Below are 18,312 nucleotides of genomic sequence, written 5' to 3' on the forward strand. Positions count from 1 at the left end.
GCCGCCGCTCGGGTCGCCGGACCCCGCTATTTCGGGGCCGGTGCCGGCTCGCCCCCGGGGGTGCCGGGCGGCGGAATCACCTTCATGGCGCCCCCGCCGGGCGGCGCCTCGACGATACCCGGATCCGTGCCGGCGGGCGGACAAACCACGCCGCGAGAATGGGATAGCTGGGACGACAGGCTGTCGCCCGCGCCCGTGGTGCCGTTGGTCGTACCGGTGTTGCCGGCCCCGCTCTGGCTGCCCAGCGACGGCGCGCGGCCGGGGTCGACGCCGGGCGGGCAATCCAGCCGGCTGGCCGGCGGGGTCGCCTGAGAAGGCGCCGGTTTCTCAGGAATGACAGGGGGTTGAGGCGTCTGGGCCGGGGCCGTCGCGGTTCCCGCTGCGAGGCAGACGAGGCCGGCGGCGAACAGGCGGGCGGCGTCTCGGATCGGCATGGGGTCCTCACGGATTTCGTTGTGCCACAAGGGCTTGTCCCTGGTCCCGGAGGGCCGGGGCGAGCCGCTGGGCACGGGTCCGGGTCAACGCGGCGTCGATGGCGGCGTTCCCCGACGCCGCTGCGCGGATGCGCGCAGGCCTCTGGGCAGGGCGCTGCGATCTGGTTTAAGCTCCCGCGGTCATCCCGTTCGTCGGCCAACCGAAAATCGCCCGTGACCGCTCCGCCGTCCGCTGCCGCCGCGCCGTCCCTGTTGCGGCAGCGCGCCTTCGTCTGCTTCCTCGGCTCGCGCGTGCTCAGCGTCACGGCCTATCAGATGCAGACCGTCGCAATCGGCTGGCAGATCTACGAAATCACTGGAAGCGCACTGGACCTGGGGCTGGTGGGGCTGGTCCAGTTCGTGCCGTTCGTGACGCTGTCGCTGCTGGTCGGGCATTTCGCCGACGGCTACGACCGCCGCACCGTGGTGCGCCTTTGCCAGGCCGGAATGTGCGTGCTGGCGCTGGCACTTGCGGCCGGGACCGCAAGCGGCGCGATCGGCCGAGGGCTGATGTTCACGGTGCTGCTGGCGATCGGCACGGCGCGGACCTTCGAGATCCCGACCATGCACGCGCTGCTGCCCTGCCTTGTCCCGGCCGCCGTCCTGCCGCGCGCGATCGCCGCCTCGGCCAGCGCCAACCAGGCCGCCACGATTTGCGGGCCGGCCCTCGGCGGGCTGATCTATGTGCTTGGTCCGACGGTGGTTTACGGCACCTGCGTGGGGCTGTTCGCGGTCGCCGCGACGCTCGCTTCGCTGATCCCTTCAGTGGTCCGCACGGCGCCGCGCCAAAAGCTGACGCTGGCCTCGCTGATGGCCGGCCTCGTCTATCTGCGCGGCCAGCCGGTGCTGCTCGGCGTGGTGACGCTCGATCTCGTGGTGGTGCTGTTCGGCGGCGTCACGGCGCTGCTGCCGATCTTCGCCCGCGACATCCTCGGCACCGGCCCGTGGGGTCTCGGCCTGCTGCGGGCCGCCCCGGCGCTCGGGGCGCTCACCGTCACGGCAGTGCTGGCGCGGCGCGCCCCGGACGGAAGGCTGGGGTTGAAACTGTTTGCTTCCACTGCACTTTTCGGGGCGGCCACGATCGTCTTCGCGCTCTCGACCTGGCTCGCGCTGTCGCTGTTCGCGCTGGCCGTGCTGGGCGCAGCCGACGCCATGAGCGTGGTGATCCGCCAGGGTCTCATCCAGACCCGGACTCCCAACGAGGTGCTGGGCCGCGTCATGGCGGTGAACTCGATGTTCACCGGCACGACCGGCACGCTCGGCGATTTCCGCGCCGGGGCCGTGGCGGCCGTCACCGGCCCGGTCGTGTCGGCGATGATCGGCGGCGTCGGGGCCATCGCCCTGACGCTCGCCTGGATGCGCCTCGTGCCGCCGCTCGCCCGCATCGAGCGGTTCGCGGCGGGCGACCCGCCGGAGGCGGAAAAAGTCTGACGGATCAGCGGCGCTCGGCCGTCCAGCGGCCGGAGCACTGGCCCGTCGAGCTGTTCCCCCGCCAGCTTCCGCCACCATAGCTCTGGCCGAGCCGGCCGGTGCCGTCGGCCCGAGAGCCGCCCGCCGCGACGCTCACGGCGACCGAGCCGCCGCGTCCCACGCGGCCGCGGAAATCCATCCCCATCTCGCCGGAATAACGGACGATTCCGTCGGTGATCTGCACGCTGTAGCGATACGCGCGGTCGCAGGTGCCGCGATCCGTGATGATCACCACGCTCCAGGCGCCGTCGTACGGCGTGCGGGCGGATGCCGGCAGAGACGAAAGCACGGAGAGAGCGACCGCTGCCGCTGCCGACATCGTTGCGAACCGAATCATGGGATCCTCGCTGGAAAGAGCTTCGAACCGGAAGCGCCCGGGCGATACGTGATCGACCGGACGCTCGAACTCTAGAACGACACGACCAGAACGACCCGCGCGCAGCGCGGCCCGATGCCCGGATGGGGGACGCAAACACCGGAACCGGACAACAAAGCGGCGGGCGCCCGAGACGTCCGCCGCTGACCCTCACAATCACGAGATATGTAACAGATTCGCCCTTTCCGCGAAACGATGCGGACTTCGTCCAGCCGACGCACTCAGGTCACGATCGCTCGACCACCCACCACGGACGGTAGGGCGGGTCGTCGTCGGTCGGCTGAGGGAGCTTGTCCAGCTCGCGCGTGTCGAACGGCATCGCGACGGGCTGCCGAGCCTCGCTGCATGCGAGTTCGCGGCTCTCTTCGAAACGGGGATGATCCATTTTGAACGTCATAGCCAGCAGCCACGGAACGGTTTGAGCACGTAGACAACTTCGCCGAGGCGCTTCGGTTCCATCGCGGCGCCCGGGCCACCCGAATTACCGGCCGGCCTGCGCCGGTGCGGCAGTCTCGGAGATGTATGTGCTGTGAACGTCCCGTCGAGGCGGCGGGTTCCGGATCGCTGCCGGAGATAGGTCAAATCTGAGGAATTTGGATTAACGAACAGTAAATGTTGGTAAGTTCACCGCGTCCCGGCGGTCAGGCCGGCTCGTCCTCGAGGGTCCGCGGGCTGACGAAGCGGTCGAGCCGCCCGCCCTGCGGACGGATCGCCTTCCAATGGTCCACCGCGAAATCGATCACCACGAGCCCGCCGGTGGGCAACTTTTCGCGCAGCCTCTCACGGTCCTCCACGTCGCCGGTGGCGATCAGGGCGGTCGCGAGCTGGTGAAGCCCGGGATTGTGACCGACCACCAGGGCGGCGTGCGCCTCCTCGGGAATGTCCTTCACGACGGCGAGCAGACGCTCGAGCGAGGCGTCGTAGATGCGGCGCTCGAATTCGGCGGCAGGCGGCTCACCGAGCTGATGCGCGACATGGGCCCAGGTGTCGCGGGTGCGCTGGGCGGTCGAGCACAGCACGCGGTCCGGGACCAGATGATGCCGCGCCATGTAGGCGCCGATTCTGTCTGCGGCTGTGCCGCCCCGGCCGTTGAGCGGGCGGGCATGATCGGAAATCCCGGCTCCGGCGGGATCGGCTTTGGTATGACGGAGCAGAATGAGTCGGCGCATGGGTTGCAAATTCCATGTGGCGGCGCACAAAGTCCAGGCCGCATCCGGCGAAGGGGAAGCCGGGCGCCTCCAGACTTATCACGGCGGCGATGACGGGCGGAGCCGCATTCGGTTTTCCCGACACGGGGACCCCGGCGTGGCCCGGCGAGCGAGGCAGAATGGACGAGACGGTGGCGGCGGACTACGGGCGGAGCTGGTACGCGGCGACGGCGGTCGCGGCCCCCGAGCGGCCGCCTTTGGCCTTCGACGTGGACGTCGACGTCTGCGTGATCGGGGCCGGGCTCGCCGGGCTCACCACGGCCCTGGAGATCGCCCGGCTCGGCTGGTCCGTGGTGGTGCTGGAGGCCAAACGCGTCGCGTGGAGCGCATCGGGCCGCAACTGCGGCTTCGTGCTGCCCGGATTCGCCTGTGATCCGCACCGGATCGTCGAGCGGGTCGGTCTCGACCGGGCGCGCCGGCTCTGGGCGCTGTCTGAGGCTGGCGTCGCCTATGTGCGAACCATGATCCGCGAGAGCGAGCTGCCCGCCGTTCATCCGGCCCGCGGCTGGCTCGACGTCTCCAAGACCGACGACCTCGACGAGATGCAGGAGACCCTGTCGCTGCTCGCCGGCGACTTCGGTGCCGCCGTCGAGGGCTGGCCGGTCGAGCAGGTGCGCGAACTCCTCAAGTCCGACGCCTATTTTCACGCCCTCCATTATCCGAACGCCTTCCACATCCATCCGCTCAACTACGCGCTCGGCCTGGCGGCGGCGGCCGAGGCAGCGGGCGTGCGCATCTTCGAGGACACGCCGGCGCGCGAGATCGATCCGGCCGGCGTGCGCAAGCGTGTCGCCACGCCGGCCGCGATGGTGCGGGCCGGCCAGGTCGTGCTGGCCGGCAATGTCCATATGGGCGAGCTGATGCCGCGGCTCGCCGAGACGGTTCTGCCGGTCACCAGCTACACGGCCGTCACGGCGCCGCTCGGGGGCCGGCTCCACGATGCGATCGCCTATCCGGGCGCGGTCAGCGACTCCCGCTTCGCCAATCACCACTACCGGGTGGTCGACGGGGACAGGCTGCTGTGGTGCGGGGAGGGGACCTGCTTCTCCCGGGATCCGCGCAAGGTGGCGGAGAGCTCCTTCAAGCCGGCGATCGCCGCCGTGTATCCACAGCTCGGGCCGGTCGAGTTCACCCATGCCTGGGGCGGCAGCATGGGCTTCGCGATCCACCGCATGCCGCAGATCGGCGAGATCTCGCCCGGCCTGTGGGTCGCCGCCGCGTTCGGCGGGCACGGTCTCAACACCACCGCCATCGCCGGCAACCTGATCGCTCGCGCCATCGTCGAGAACGACGACAACTGGCGCCAGTTCGAGCCCTGGGACCTGGTCTGGGCCGGCGGAACGTCTGGCCGCCTCGTCCAGGAAACCCGGATGCGCCTGCGCAATCGCCGCGAGACCGTGGCGGCCGCACTGGCCCAGCGTCGCGACCGCAAGCGCCGTGCTGCCGCGCCGCCGCTCTATCGTCGCTCCGACGAGGAGACCGACGGGCCGCCGCCGACCGACTGGGCCGAGGTGCGGGCCGTCGCCGCCGCGCCTCCCACGGAGGCCCGCCGAGAGCGCGACGAGGACGAGCCTTTGCGGCCGGCCGAGATTTATGGACGGCGCGCCTATGGAGATCCCTCGTTCGGGCCGGACGATGCGCCGGAACCGCCGAACGCACTCGACTGGCGCCGCGCCAAGGCGATCGAGGATCGGGCCGGTGGGTCGGACGAGACCGCGCCGGGCTCCTCTCCACAACGCCCGGAGCGTCCTCGGTCCGTCGATAGTCGACACGGTCGTCCGAGCGGACGGTGACGCTAGAGACCCGGCGGAGCGTCGTCCTCGGGACCGGGCCGATACTCCAGGATGTCGCCGGGCTGGCAGTCGAGCACGGCGCAGATGCGCGCCAGCGTATCGAAGCGCACGCCCTTCACCTTGCCGGACTTCAGCAGCGAGACGTTCTGCTCGGTGATGCCGATGCGCTCGGCCAGATCCTTCGAGCGCATCTTCCGCCGCGCCAGCATGACGTCGAGATTGACGACGATGCCCATGCCGGCTCTCACACGAAGGCCGCGTTCTCGTCCGCGAGCCGGACGGCCTCGCGCATGACCGCGGCGATGGCGATCAGCACGCCTCCGACGATCAGCGCGACATAGTCGTTGATCGAGAAGGTCAGCACCAGATAGCGCTGGCCGGGCGGGTTGCCGAGCGACAGGACGAGCGCCAGCACGGTCGCCGTGAGGGGGCCGAGCGGCCCTTGCAGCAGGACCGACAGGCCGAACAGCCGTAGCCTCTGCGCCGCGTCGCCGGTGAACACGTGGCCCGCGGCGAAGTCGCGGAACAGGGCGCGCACCTGCCACAGGCCCCAGATCATGATGCCGAGTGGCACCGCGTAGATCATCGCCAGGACGATCTGATCGGACGGGCCGAGCGGCAGCTTGGCGCCGGTGGCGCCGAGCCGGCTGAGCAGAAGGTTGCGGCTCCAGTCCGGGATCACGAAGGCGAGCCCCACCAGCACGACGATCAGCACGATCCCGACCGTGGTGACCCATTCCATGCGCCGGGAGAGGCGGGCGAGCCGCTCCTGCGGGGAGGCGAGGGCGGGGTCGAGCGATGCCGGATACGATCTGGACATGGACAGCCTCGTTGATCGAATGACGATGATGAGTTATTGTAAAACGATAATTAGATATCGTCAATCGAGGTGGTGCCGATGCGTTTCCCCTGGTTTCTCCGCCGCTTGCGCGGCTCCCTGTCCGTCGTCCTCGTCGCTGCGGCCGTGCTGGCCGGCTGCACCTCGATGCCGGTCACGTCCATGGTGAAGCTCGCCCGCACCGACTTCACCACGGTCGATCCCTCTGTGTTGCGGGTGGCGGTTCGGCTGCCCACCGGCGTGCGACCGCTGCCGCGCAGCGTGACGCTGCGCCTCAGCGTCAAGACCGGCTCGGCGCAACCCGTCACGAAGGAGTTCGTCCTGGCCGATCTCGCCGATGCCGGCGAGCTGATCGGTCTGCGCGGCGAGGTCGCCGAGGGAACGGCGGTGTACGGCTATCGGCTCGAGCCCGCCGACGCCGCCGAGGTGGTGGCGCTGCGAACCGAGATGATGGCGCGCAAGAGCCGTGGAGAACGTGGCTCGCTCACGCTGGAGGTCGGGGCCAAGGCGTGCCGGGCCGATGGCGCGCCGGACCGCGTACGACTCACCACCTATCTCAAGACCGAGGCTGGCGGCGACTTCTTTCCCTTGGTGCGGAACGTCGATCTTCGCGAGATTGCCGGCCAGGCCGTCCCGGCCGAGCTGCCGCGGTGCGGCTGACGGAGCGGGCGAGGCCGGCTGGTGCGCACCGCCATGATGGGGGAAGCGGCCTCTGGACGGCGGCACGGGTTCAGCCTAGCCGATCGTGCCGGGCGCCGCCGTCGCCGCGCCGATCCGCGGATCAACGATCATGCACATCACCATCGATCCGGCCGTGAAGGCCGCCTGTCCGATCCTGGTCCTCGGCATCCTCGAGGCGGACGTCGTCAACAGCGTCGACGCCGTCGCGCTGGGTGCCGAGCTGGACGCCTGCGCCGAGGCGGTGAAACGCGACATGGCGATCGAGGACATCGCCAGGCTGCCGGCCGTGCAGGCGCTGCGTCGCGCCTACCGGGCGCTCGGCAAGGATCCGACCCGCTATCGCGGCTCACAGGAGGCCTTGATACGGCGGATTCTCCGCGGGCTCGGGCTCTACCACATCAACAGTGTGGTCGATCTCATGAACTCGTGTCGATCGAGAGCCGCCAGTCGCTCGGCGTTTACGATCGCGACCGCATCGAGGGCGACGACGTGACGATGCGGGTCGCGGCGGCCGGCGAGACCTACAAGGGCATCGGCAAGGAGCTGCTGAACCTGGAGGGCCTGCCCGTCTATGTCGATGGGACCGGGCCCTTCGGCAGCCCGACCAGCGACTCCGAGCGCGCCATGGTGACGGTGGCGACGCGGCGTATTCTCCTGGTCGTCACGGCGTTCAGCGGCGCCCAAGGCCTCCAGACGACGCTCGACCGGACGGCCGATCTGCTGCGATGCCACGCGGCGGCCGAAAGCATAACCACCACGATCGTCGGATAGCTGCGGTTCCCTGTTGCAAGACCCCCTCACTGGGTATAAAGGACAACAAGCTAGCCTAATAGCCTAAGGGTCCGGAGAGACCCGAGAGGAATTCGCCAGGAACGAGCCTCCGACGACCCGATCTCGTGGCCATCGACCTGCAGCCTCGCGGCTCGCCGGTCGGACCGTCACGGACGGGCCGGGGCCCGGCCATATCCGTGCCTGTTCGCTCGACCGGAGCATGCGCTGTTGCGCGACGGCTTCGTGGGGGCGTCTGGACACCCGATACGAGGAGGAAGGCGCATGCTGACGCGACGGACCGCCCTGGGCATTGCCGCACTCGTTCCGTGGGTCTCGCCGGCGTGGTCGCAGGACCGCTACCCGAGCCAGCCCGTCAAGCTGATCGTCCCGTTTCCGGCCGGCGGCCCGACCGATCTGATCGGGCGGCTGGTGGCGCGGCTGCTCCAGGATCATCTCGGGGCGTCGGTCATCGTCGAGAACCGGACCGGCGCGGCCGGCACGATCGGGCTCGGCGCCCTGGCACAGTCCCAGCCCGACGGCTACACGCTCGCGATCAGCGCCAGCGGTGCCCTCGTCATGCTGCCGCACCTGATGCCGAAGATGCCGTTCGACTCGGTAAAGGACTTCACTCCCCTCACGGTGATCACCGCGGTGCCCCAGGTCCTGACGGTCAGGAAGGATCTCGGCGTCAAGTCGGTGAGCGAGCTCGTCGCCATGGCGAAGGCGCGCCCCGGCAAGGTGAGCTTCGGCACGTCCGGGCACGGGACCTCACTGCATCTCGCCGCCGAGCTGTTCCGGCTGCGCGCCGGCAAGATCGACATCGTCCACGTCCCGTATCGTGGCGTCGCGCCGGCTCTCACGGACCTGATGGGCGGCCAGATCGACATGTTGTTCGGCGACATTCCCGTGATGCTGCCGCAGATCAAGGCCGGCACCATCGTGCCGCTCGCCGTGACGGCGCGGGTGCGCTCTCCGGTGCTGCCCGATGTTCCGACCATGGCGGAGGCCGGCGTGGCGGACGCCGAGGCCGAGACGATCTATGCCCTACTGGCGCCGGCCGGTCTGCCGGCCGCGCGCCTCGCCTTGCTGCACCAGACCCTGGTCAAGGCGCTGAGGGAGCCGGACGCGACCCGCGTCATCGCCGATCAGGGCGGCATCCTGGTCGCCAACTCGCCCGAGGAGAGCCGCGCCTACATCGCCGCCGAGTCGCGCAAATGGGCCGAGGTCGTCCGCCTCGCCGAGGTGAAGATGCAGTAGTCCCGGCCCGGCGCGCTTTTCCATCGGGTGAGCGAGCCCACGGCGCGTGCCGCCCCTTCGGACGGGACGCCGATGCTCGATCCGCCGGGGCAAGTTTCCAGCATGCGCCGATCCTCCGCTGCCAGGACGCTAACGCCCCTCGCGTCGCGCCATGAAGGCGAGGCGCTCGAACAGGTGGACGTCCTGCTCGTTCTTCAACAAAGCGCCGTGTAGCGGGGGGATGAGCTTCTTCGGGTCGCGCTCGCGCAACAGCTCGGGGCCGATGTCCTCGACCATCAGGAGCTTGAGCCAGTCCAGGAGCTCCGAGGTCGACGGCTTTTTCTTCATGCCCGGCACGTCGCGGATCTCGTAGAAGAGCTTCAGCGCCTCGGCGACCAGCCGCTGCTTGATGCCGGGAAAGTGCACCTCGACGATCGCCCGCATCGTCTCCTGGTCGGGGAACCGGATGTAGTGGAAGAAGCAGCGGCGCAGGAAGGCGTCCGGCAGCTCCTTCTCGTTGTTCGAGGTGATGACCACGATCGGCCGGCGCCGGGCCTTCACGGTCTCGCCGGTCTCGTAGACGTAGAACTCCATCCGGTCGAGCTCCTGGAGGAGGTCGTTCGGGAACTCGATGTCGGCCTTGTCGATCTCGTCGATCAAGAGCACCGGCCGCTCCTCGGCGACGAAGGCCTCCCACAGCTTGCCGCGCCTGATGTAGTTGCGGATGTCCTTGACGCGCTGGTCGCCGAGCTGGCTGTCGCGCAGGCGCGACACCGCGTCGTACTCGTAGAGGCCCTGCAGCGCCTTGGTGGTCGACTTGACGTGCCACTCGATCAGCGGCGCGCCGACCGCCTTGGCGATCTCGACGGCCAGGACGGTCTTTCCGGTGCCCGGCTCTCCCTTGACCAGCAGTGGGCGCTCGAGGGCGATGGCGGCGTTGACGGCGACCTTGAGGTCGTCGGTGACGACGTAGCCGCTGGTGCCTTCGAAGCGCATGGGGATCCTCGTTTGTCCGGATTATCGGGACAGTAGGGCGTCGCCCAGGAGTGGGCAAGCGACGCTCCGCTCCGCCACTGGCGACCCGGCACGCGGGTCCGATCGAAAAAAAGCGCGACCGCCCAAAAAAATCCGCCTGGTTCGCTGGACGCGTCCGTTGAAAGGGACATGCGGCCGGAGGGAGGCCTTCGCCCGCCTGCGGATGTGCGTCCTGGCCGGGATGCGCAGCCGGGTTTTGCCGTGGCAGATCGGAATATTCTGCCGAACGAGGGCCAGATTTGCCGGGGACGGGCCGTGATGCGGCGACGAATCCGGACCTAAGTTGTTGATATTGAACGTCTCCACGTGCCGGCACAGGGCTTGCTGAACCCTCCGGCATGGTGCGGCCGCACGAGTCACGCGTGCCGCTCGTCGAGTGGAGACGACCGATGGGTATCTTTGGCGCGCTGACCACCGCTGTCACGGGCATGCAGGCGCAGTCGTTCGCCCTGCAGAACATTTCCGGCAACATCGCCAACTCGCAGACGACGGCCTACAAGCGCACCGATACGAGCTTCACCGACCTGATCCAGGACAACCAGCCGTCCAAGCAGGTCGCCGGCAGCGTCTCGGCCTCCTCGCGTGGCACCAACTCGGTGCAGGGCGACATCCAGACGAGCTCCATCGGCACCTTCATGGCGATCAACGGCGACGGATATTTCGTCGTCCAGAAGCCGACCAGCATGGTCGACAACAATCCGGTGTTCACCGGGGTCAACCAGTTCACGCGGCGCGGCGACTTCCAGCCGAACAAGGACGGTTACCTGGTCAACGGCGCCGGGTACTACCTGATGGGCATTCCGATCGACTCCACGACCGGAAACCTCACCGGCAGCGTTCCTGGGCTCCTGAAGTTCAAGAACGACTTCCTGCCGGCGCAGCAGACGACCGAGATCGACTACCGCGCCAACCTGCCCCGTTATCCGTTCACCCCGTCGCACGACACCTCGACGGTCGGCTCCGAGCTGCTCGACCCGACCTCGTTCATCGCTGACCCGACCGCGGTGTCGCCGCAGCCGGCCAAGATCACCGGCACGGGCGCGACCTTGAGCCCCGATGCCAACGCTCTGCTGACCGGCAGTGCGGTGCTGCCCGGTACCCTGGTCAATGCCGGAACCATCACGGTGAACGGCAACACCGTCACGCTCACGGCGGGCATGACGCCGGCCAACGTGGTCAGCGCCATCAACACGGCTGCGTCGCCGGCCGTGACGGCGTCGCTCGACGCCTCCGGCAAGCTCTCGCTGCAGAGCCAGGACGCGCGCACCGCCATCGCGATCGGCGGCAGCAACGCCTCCCTGATGACGGAAGTCGGCGTGACGGTCGGTACCACGAACCCGACCAACCTGCTGACCCAGTCGGCGGCCGCGTCCGGCCAGACCTTGACGATCACGGTCGGCTCCAACCCGACGCTGACGATCACGTTCGGGACGGGCGGACTGCCGAACGTCCAGACCATGGCGGATCTCAACACGCAGCTCGCCACGCTGACCGGCGGCACCGCCTCGGTGAACTCGCTCAACGGCAACCTCACCATCACGGCGGCGAGCCTCACCGACACGATCACGGTCGGCGGCGACGTTTCGGCCTTGGCCTTCGGTCTCCACACCACGTCCGCGCTGCCGTCCAACCAGACCGTGGTAGGAGACGACCTCACCACCTTCGTGTCGCAGTCGATCGGCGGTGGCGCCATCACGGCCTACGACGTCTCCGGCTCGCAGACGAACATCCAGTTGCGCTGGGCCAAGATCGACAGCACCACGCTGGGCAGCGGACACACCGACACCTGGAACCTGTTCTACCAGGTCGACTCCAGTGCGACTGGAAGCGAGGTGGCCTGGAAGAACGTCGGAACGAACTTCACCTTCGACTCCAACGGCCAGATGAACCCCGTGGTGTCGAATCTGACCCTGTCCAACGTCACGGTCGATGGCGCCACGCTCGGGAATATCGCGCTCAAGTTCGGATCGGGCGGCATCACCCAATTTTCCGATTCGAACGGTAACGTACAGGTCAACCTGCTGACCCAGAACGGCTATGCGGCCGGCGCCCTGCAGACCATCTCGGTCAGCGAGAAGGGGCGGGTGGTCGGCTCCTATTCGAACGGCCGCACCATCGACCTCGCCGAGGTGACGCTCGCCAAGTTCGCTGGCGCCAACTTCCTCAAGAAGATCGACGGGGGTGCCTTCGAGGCGACCGACGAGTCGGGCACCGCGGTGTACGGCGCATCGGGCAAGATCGTCGGCAGCTCGCTCGAGGGCGCCAACACCGACATCGCCGACGAGTTCACCAAGCTGATCGTCACCCAGCAAGCCTATTCGGCGAACACGCGGGTGATCACGACCAGCAACCAGATGGTTCAGGACCTCCTGAACATGTTGCGCTGACGACTAGGGCCGCGACCGCGGAGGACACCTCATGAGTCTCACCCAGGCACTCGGGACGGCGTCCGCCGGACTGAAGACGTCCCAGAGTGGTCTGTCGCTGGTCGCCGCCAACGTCGCCAACGCGCAGACGCCCGGATACACGCGGAAGACCGTCGAGACGGCGACCATCGCGGCGGGTGGAGATCTCGTCAGCGTCCGCACCGCCGGCGTCAACCGGCTCGTCGACCAGTACATCCAGCGGCAGCTCCGCACCGAATCCTCCGGCGGTTCGTACACCGAGCTGCGGGCGCAGTTCTACGATCGCCTGCAGAGCATCTACGCCGATCCTAACTCGTCGACGTCGCTCGAGTCCGTCTACAACGACTTCACAACCTCCCTGCAGGCCTTGACCACCAACCCGTCCGACTACTCGACGCGGGCCAACGTGCTGAGCAGCGCGCAAGCGGTGGCTCAGCAGCTCAACAACATGACGGCCGACATCCAGTCGCTGCGCGAGAATGCGGAGCAGGGGCTGTCGGAGTGCGTGAGCAATGCCAACAGCTGTCTGAAGGGCTTAGCCCAGATCAATTCCCAGCTCACCTCCTCGCACACCGACGACGCCTCGCGCGCCGTTCTGCTGGACCAGCGGGATTACTACCTGGATCAATTGTCCAATCTGATGGACATCCGTTTCACCGAGGACGCCAACGACTCCGTCGCGGTGTTCACGAGTTCGGGGATTCAGCTCGTCGGCGCGCAAGCGTCGACCCTGAACTTCGACCCGCAAGGCACCATCACGGCCGGCTCCCAGTGGAGCGCGGACCCCAGCAAGCGCCAGGTCGGCACCATCACGGCGACGAACTCGAGCGGCGGCACCATCGACCTGATCAGCACCAGGTCGTTCAAGTCGGGGAAGATCGCCGCCTATCTCGAGATGCGCGACACGGTCCTGCCGCAGGCGCAGAACCAGCTCGACGAGGTCGCCGCCGCGATCTCGCGGGCACTCTCCGACACCACCACGGCCGGCACGGCGGTGACGTCCGGCGCTCAGTCCGGCTTCGATCTGGACCTGTCCGGTCTGCTCGCCGGCAACACCATGAAGGTGAGCTGGAAGGACACACTGACCGGCGAGACCCACACCGCGACGCTGGTACGGGTCGACGATCCGAGCGCGCTGCCGCTCTCCAACGACTTGACGGCGGACCCGAACGACCGGGTGATCGGGATCGATTTCTCGAATGGTCTCGCCTCCGCCATCAGTCAGATGAACGCGGCCTTCACGGGCCAGGTGCAGTTCTCCAACCCGTCCGGCACGACGTTGCGGGTGCTCGACGACGGCGCCGCGAGCACGTCCGATCTGGTTGCCGCCACGGTCACCAAAACCGCGACCTCGCTCTCGGGCGGGACGGCGGCGCTGCCGTTCTTCTTGGACGGCAGCCAGTCCTATTCGGGGGCGCCGGCCGGCAGCTATCCGCAATCGGTCGGCTATGCGGGGCGCATCACGGTCAACCCGGCGCTGCTCGCCGACGTGAGCAAGCTGGTCGCCTACGACACGACCACGTCCTCGGGCGACCAGACGCGGCCGAACTTTCTCTACGACAAGCTGACCACGGCCACCCAGACCTATTCGGCGAAGACCGGCGTCGGTTCGACCGGAACGCCGTTCACCGGATCGATCACGGCCTTCCTGCGCCAGGCGATGGCGCAACAGGGCGAGAGTGCCAGTGGCGCCAGCAAGCTCGCCGAAGGCCAGAAGATGGTCGTCGACGCCCTCCAGCAGCGTCTCGACGAGGGCGCCGCCGTGAACATCGACGAGGAGATGACCACGCTCCTCACGCTTCAGACGGCCTACGGCGCCAATGCCCGAGTGTTCTCCGTCGTCAACGAGATGTTGAAGACGCTGCTCCAGATGATGTGAGTGTCGCCATGACGATCTCCGGATTGGGAAGCCAGAGCAAGCTGCAGGTCGAGCGGCTGGTGGCGATGCGGCGTCAGCTCGACGATCTGCAGCGGCAGCTCGGGACGCAGAAGCGGTCCGACACCTATGCCGGGATCGGCCTCGACCGCGGTCTCACCATCGCGCTGCGCACCAAGCTCTCGTCGGTGGCGGCCTATAACGGGTCGATCAGCCAGCTCGACACGCGGCTGAAGCTCGCCCAGACGGCGCTCACCGACATCGATGCGGCGGCCCGCACGGTCAAGACCTCGATCCCGAAAGCGACCTACGTCATCTCGCAGAATGGCCGTACCCAGGACCAGGTGACGGCCCAGGGGCAGCTCGACCGCATGCTCGGTGCGCTCAACACCCAGTTCGGCGACCAGTACATCTTCTCGGGCCAGAGCCCCGACCGGCCGGCCGTGGAGACGACCGACCACATCCTCAACGGGTTGGGACCGCAGGCCGGCCTGATCCAGCTCATCACCGAGCGCAACCAGGCCGATGTCGGCGCGACCGGTATGGGGCGTCTGGTGATCCCGGCGACCACGTCGTCGATCGCCGGCCTGACGGGCACGACGGCGACGCTGTCGCCCGACGCCGCGGGCGTCACGACCGGCACAGCCGATCTGAGCGGCCCTTACGTGTCGGCGGGCGGGACGCTCGATCTCAACGGCGTGACCGTGACGGTTCCGCCGGGCGCCGACGGGACGACGGTCGGGGACGCCATCAACACGGCCATGACGGCGGCGGCTGCTCCCGGCGCCCCGCAGGTCACGGCCTCGCTCGACGGCAGCAACCGCCTGGTGCTCACTGGCGCCGATGCCGACACCAGCGTGACGATGGGAGCGGGAAGCTCGCCGTCGCTGCTCACCGAGCTCGGCGTTTCGGTCGGGACGGCGGCGCCGACCAACCTGCTGAACCAGGCGGGCGGCGTCACGGCCGGCCAGACCCTGACGGTCGCGATCGGATCGAGCAGCGTATCGGTGACGTTCGGGACCGGGGTCGGTGAAGTCTCGACCATGGCCGAGCTCAACACGGCGCTGTCGTCGCTGAGCGGCGGCACCGCGAGCGTGAACCCGGCCAACGGCAATCTCACCGTCACGGCCGCCAGCAGCACCGGCGCGATCACCATCGGCGGCACGGCCGCGGCATCGAAGTTCGGCCTGGCCGCCACCAGCTCGGCCCCGACCAATGTGGTCTCGATCGGCGAGGATGTCGCCGGCTCGGTGTTCGGCTTCAAGCTGTCGGCCATCGCAACGACGGTGTCGGGCGCGACCGTGACGCAGCCGGCCGGCTCGCCGCGCTCGATGTCGGTCGATCTCGGCGGCACGCTGCCCAAGGACGGCGACACGGTGACGTTCACGTTCACGCTGCCGGACGGCACCTCGGAGAACATGGTTCTGACCGCGGTCAGCACGCCGAAGAGCATCGTCGGCACCGGCGGGTTCGCGGCGCCCGGCTCCGTCCTGGGCGGCACCCCGGGCGACATCACGATCCAGACGCCGACACTGAACGGCGGCGCCCCGGTGACGATCTCGGGGCTGCGGGCGAGCGACAGTCCGAGCACGGCCGCGACCAAGATCTCCGCTGCGCTCAGCGCGCTGCCGGGCGGCAATTCCGGCGTGACGGTCTCCAGTCTCGGGGGGCAGCTCGTCGTCAAGTCGGCGGCCGGAGAGCAGGTGGCGCTCGGCGGCGACTCCGCCACCCTCGACGGCCTCGGCTTCACGGCCGGCAACCGTGTCGCGACCGTGGTCGACGCTCCGACCGGGAAGAATCAGTTCGCCATCGGGACCACCGAGGCGGAGACGCTCTCGAACCTGCATTCGTTGCTCAACTCGTCGGTCGGCACGCTCGCGCGTACATCGCTTGCGGCGGCTTCGGCCGTGCAGGCCGGCAACGAGTTCTTCAACAGCGGCGACGCCTCGCCGGTGCAGCGGGTGAACGGGCCGCCCTTCGACAGCGCGACGTCGCTGGTCGCCGGGACCAGCGCCAACACGATGCAATGGTACACGGGCGAGGCCGGGTCGATGAACGCGCGCAACACCTCGGTCGCGCGGATCGATGCGGAGATCACGGTCTCCTACGGCATGCGGGCCAACGAGCAGGCGTTCCGAATCCCGCTCGCCAACGTCGCCGTCATGGCGGCGGTGTCGTTCTCGTCGAGCGATACCGACGGGGCGGGGCGCTTCACGGCGCTGATGGGGCGGATCCAGTCGAATCTCGGCAATCAGCAGGGCGTCCAGAAGGTCTCCGACGTCACGGCCGATCTCGGTGCGACGCAGAAGTCGGTGCAGACCGCCAAGGACCGCCATACCCAGACGACCGCGGCCCTGACCGACATGCTGGGCAGCGTCGAGGGGGTGCCGATGGAAGAATCGGCCTCGATGATCCTGGCGCTGCAGACCAGCCTGTCGGCGTCGCTGCAGACCACCGCGATGCTCTCGAAGCTCAACCTGGTGAACTTCCTCTAGCAGGCGGTCGAAATCTGATCCCGGTCGTTCCGGGGCCGACTGAAGGTCGGAGCCCGGAACCCAGGACGACTCGCGAGGGCGCGCGGCGCGCTCAGGTCTGACCGAGCAGGCCGGCTGCGATGTCGCGGTTCAATCCGATCAGAGGCGTGAGCCGGTCCGGCTGCGGGTCGGCCGCGATGGCTGTCGTCTGGTGGGCGACATACAGGCCGAGGCTTGCGATGCATTGACGCACCTGGCTGGGCAGCGCCGGCGGGCAATCGCAGGCCGACACGAGAAGATCGTCCCAGAGGCGGCGATTGTGGGACAGCGCCTCGGCGATCTCGTTCCGGCTGTCGCTCCAGCCGGATTGCACGGCCTGCAGGCGGCTGGCGGCCTCGAGCAGCAGGTGCGCCTGAACGTCACGCGGAGCGAGCTTGCGGTGCTCCGGACTGCTCGCCGTGGCTGCGTCTTGCATGGTCGACCAGCTCCCTCTCGTAGGCGATCAGTTTCTTGGCCTCCTTCAGGGCCTTGTACATCTCGCCGGCTAGGATGTGGTTGTTCACGCTCTCGATCAGCGGCCACGTGCTCGGAGCCGCCTTCAGGATGTCGCTCACCAGCTTGAAGTAGATCTCGTGGTAAGCCCGCGCGTCCTTGGACGTGTACATGAGCTGTACCGCGAGATAGACGCGCTTCGCCGGCGTATCGGCCGTCTCTGCGGTGAGAATGTCCTTTTCCCGCAGGATCGGAGTCTCACCCTCGATCAGCAGGCGGGCCCGCTGGTCCGAGTTGGTGATGACGCAATCACCAAGGATAATGCGCTCGCCGGGCTTCAGTTCGACCTTCAGGGCCATCGCCGCTCTCCGCGTGTGTCTCACCGATCGTTAACCATTCGGTTTAACGAACCGTTAAGAGCGCTCCACGGCGATGCTCGCCGCCCCGAAAAGAGGGCGCTTGACGTGCCGTCCGGACAGAGCGTGCCGCGCGACAGCGGGGCGCGTTTGGACACGGAGGCGATGGTGTGGAGCTGGCCGCGGCCGACCACCGGCCGGGATCAGCCGGCAGAGGGCGCCGGCGACGCGGGCCTGCAGGAAGGTGCCGATCGCCGAAGCCGCGACGAAAATCACAGCCTTCGGGACGGGGAGGGCAGCGCCGGTAGGGGTGAAGCGCAACGGGAGCGGCCCGGACGGACGGGGAGCGGCGATCCGAGGGCCGAAGCCCGGGCGCCGCTCGGGCCGATGCGCGACCGTAGCCCGCAGGGCCGGAGGCCGGCTCAGGGCTGGCCGAGGAGGCCGGCTGCGATTTCGCGGTTGATGTTGATCAGCGGAGCGAGGGCCTCGGGACGAGGTTCGCGCACCATCTCGATCGTCTGGTTCATCACGAAAAGACCGAGATTGGCGACGTTCTGACGAACGGCCGCCGGCAGGGCGTGGTCCGGGCTGGTGACCGAGGTGAGGAAGACGGTCCAGAGCTTGCGGTTGTAAAGCAGCGCATCGGAGAGGTCGGAGCGGTCCTTCTCCCAGTCCTCTCGGACGTGCTGCAGGCGGGCCGCCGCCTTGAGCAACAGTCGGGCTTCGAGCTCGCGCGGATTAGCGATCTGTTGCGCCACTTGTCCGTAGGCTTTCGCCGCGCTGTGCATTTTCGGGGGGCTCCTGGTGCCACGCTCTGGCACGATGCTC

The 18,312-nt window shown here is 68.3% G+C and carries 19 protein-coding genes; 10 read left to right on the forward strand and 9 right to left on the reverse strand.

What is annotated here, in order from left to right; translation table 11 throughout:
* On the forward strand, positions 1–312 hold a 312-nt coding region (locus CH341_RS35165), incomplete at its 5' end, for a hypothetical protein (protein ID WP_425376151.1).
* Positions 313–647: 335 nt separating this feature from the next.
* A complete protein-coding gene (locus tag CH341_RS06665) occupies positions 648–1,904 on the forward strand; it encodes an MFS transporter (protein ID WP_111418254.1) in 1,257 nt (418 codons plus the stop codon).
* Positions 1,905–1,908: 4 nt separating this feature from the next.
* Here CH341_RS06665 and CH341_RS06670 read toward each other — a convergent pair whose 3' ends face one another.
* The 3 genes from CH341_RS06670 to CH341_RS06675 form a co-directional block, all read right to left on the reverse strand.
* Positions 1,909–2,280, reverse strand: a complete 372-nt coding sequence (locus tag CH341_RS06670; RefSeq protein ID WP_111418255.1) for a hypothetical protein — start codon at positions 2,278–2,280, stop codon at positions 1,909–1,911.
* A gap of 265 nt (positions 2,281–2,545) precedes the next feature.
* Positions 2,546–2,704: a hypothetical protein gene (locus CH341_RS34090; RefSeq protein WP_170149504.1), complete on the reverse strand. Its 159-nt coding sequence runs from the start codon at positions 2,702–2,704 to the stop codon at positions 2,546–2,548.
* 256 nt (positions 2,705–2,960) lie between these two features.
* Positions 2,961–3,488 carry a SixA phosphatase family protein gene (locus CH341_RS06675; RefSeq protein ID WP_111418256.1) on the reverse strand — a complete coding sequence of 176 codons (528 nt, stop codon included), beginning with the start codon at positions 3,486–3,488 and terminating at the stop codon, positions 2,961–2,963.
* Between the two features lie 158 nt (positions 3,489–3,646).
* Here CH341_RS06675 and CH341_RS06680 point away from each other — a divergent pair, with 158 nt between their 5' ends.
* Positions 3,647–5,320, forward strand: coding sequence for an NAD(P)/FAD-dependent oxidoreductase (locus tag CH341_RS06680; protein ID WP_245430914.1), 1,674 nt, complete (start codon positions 3,647–3,649; stop codon positions 5,318–5,320).
* A gap of 2 nt (positions 5,321–5,322) precedes the next feature.
* Here the strand turns inward: CH341_RS06680 and CH341_RS06685 are convergent, their stop codons facing one another.
* Together CH341_RS06685 and CH341_RS06690 are read right to left on the reverse strand one after the other, a co-directional pair.
* Positions 5,323–5,556, reverse strand: a complete 234-nt coding sequence (locus CH341_RS06685) for a helix-turn-helix domain-containing protein (protein WP_111418258.1) — start codon at positions 5,554–5,556, stop codon at positions 5,323–5,325.
* An 8-nt stretch (positions 5,557–5,564) separates the two neighbouring features.
* Positions 5,565–6,140 carry a DUF2975 domain-containing protein gene (locus CH341_RS06690; RefSeq protein WP_111418259.1) on the reverse strand — a complete coding sequence of 192 codons (576 nt, stop codon included), beginning with the start codon at positions 6,138–6,140 and terminating at the stop codon, positions 5,565–5,567.
* A 78-nt stretch (positions 6,141–6,218) separates the two neighbouring features.
* On the opposite strand from CH341_RS06690, the gene CH341_RS06695 reads away from it, so the two are divergent.
* From CH341_RS06695 to CH341_RS06705, 4 genes are all read left to right on the forward strand, one after another.
* Positions 6,219–6,818 (forward strand): hypothetical protein, encoded by a 600-nt coding sequence (locus CH341_RS06695; protein WP_111418285.1) that lies wholly within the window; start codon positions 6,219–6,221, stop codon positions 6,816–6,818.
* 130 nt (positions 6,819–6,948) lie between these two features.
* Positions 6,949–7,332, forward strand: coding sequence for a hypothetical protein (locus CH341_RS34095; RefSeq protein WP_170149505.1), 384 nt, complete (start codon positions 6,949–6,951; stop codon positions 7,330–7,332).
* A complete protein-coding gene (locus CH341_RS34100) occupies positions 7,266–7,610 on the forward strand; it encodes a phenylalanine--tRNA ligase beta subunit-related protein (protein WP_170149506.1) in 345 nt (114 codons plus the stop codon). The genes CH341_RS34095 and CH341_RS34100 overlap by 67 nt, the downstream gene beginning before the upstream one ends.
* Positions 7,611–7,892: 282 nt before the next feature.
* Entirely contained in the window at positions 7,893–8,867 is a 975-nt protein-coding gene (locus tag CH341_RS06705) for a Bug family tripartite tricarboxylate transporter substrate binding protein (protein WP_111418261.1), read from the forward strand.
* A gap of 129 nt (positions 8,868–8,996) precedes the next feature.
* Here the strand turns inward: CH341_RS06705 and CH341_RS06710 are convergent, their stop codons facing one another.
* On the reverse strand, positions 8,997–9,842 hold the full coding sequence (locus CH341_RS06710) for an AAA family ATPase (RefSeq protein ID WP_210208198.1): 846 nt from the start codon (positions 9,840–9,842) through the stop codon (positions 8,997–8,999).
* A gap of 428 nt (positions 9,843–10,270) precedes the next feature.
* Here CH341_RS06710 and CH341_RS06715 point away from each other — a divergent pair, with 428 nt between their 5' ends.
* From CH341_RS06715 to CH341_RS35745, 3 genes are read left to right on the forward strand one after another with little or no spacing between them, the layout of a single operon-like run.
* Entirely contained in the window at positions 10,271–12,268 is a 1,998-nt protein-coding gene (locus tag CH341_RS06715; RefSeq protein ID WP_111418263.1) for a flagellar hook-basal body complex protein, read from the forward strand.
* Between the two features lie 31 nt (positions 12,269–12,299).
* On the forward strand, positions 12,300–14,165 hold the full coding sequence (gene flgK / locus CH341_RS06720; protein WP_111418264.1) for a flagellar hook-associated protein FlgK: 1,866 nt from the start codon (positions 12,300–12,302) through the stop codon (positions 14,163–14,165).
* Positions 14,166–14,173: 8 nt separating this feature from the next.
* Positions 14,174–16,657 carry a hypothetical protein gene (locus tag CH341_RS35745; protein ID WP_245430915.1) on the forward strand — a complete coding sequence of 828 codons (2,484 nt, stop codon included), beginning with the start codon at positions 14,174–14,176 and terminating at the stop codon, positions 16,655–16,657.
* 91 nt (positions 16,658–16,748) lie between these two features.
* On the opposite strand, the gene CH341_RS06730 is transcribed toward CH341_RS35745, so the two are convergent.
* From CH341_RS06730 to flaF, 3 genes are all read right to left on the reverse strand, one after another.
* Entirely contained in the window at positions 16,749–17,111 is a 363-nt protein-coding gene (locus CH341_RS06730; RefSeq protein WP_111418265.1) for a flagellar biosynthesis regulator FlaF, read from the reverse strand.
* Positions 17,056–17,487: a flagellar biosynthesis repressor FlbT gene (gene flbT / locus CH341_RS06735; RefSeq protein WP_111418266.1), complete on the reverse strand. Its 432-nt coding sequence runs from the start codon at positions 17,485–17,487 to the stop codon at positions 17,056–17,058. The genes CH341_RS06730 and flbT overlap by 56 nt, the downstream gene beginning before the upstream one ends.
* 419 nt (positions 17,488–17,906) lie before the next feature.
* Entirely contained in the window at positions 17,907–18,272 is a 366-nt protein-coding gene (gene flaF, locus CH341_RS06740; protein WP_111418267.1) for a flagellar biosynthesis regulator FlaF, read from the reverse strand.
* Positions 18,273–18,312 lie beyond the last annotated feature (40 nt).

This window comes from Rhodoplanes roseus, assembly GCF_003258865.1.
GTDB lineage: Bacteria > Pseudomonadota > Alphaproteobacteria > Rhizobiales > Xanthobacteraceae > Rhodoplanes > Rhodoplanes roseus.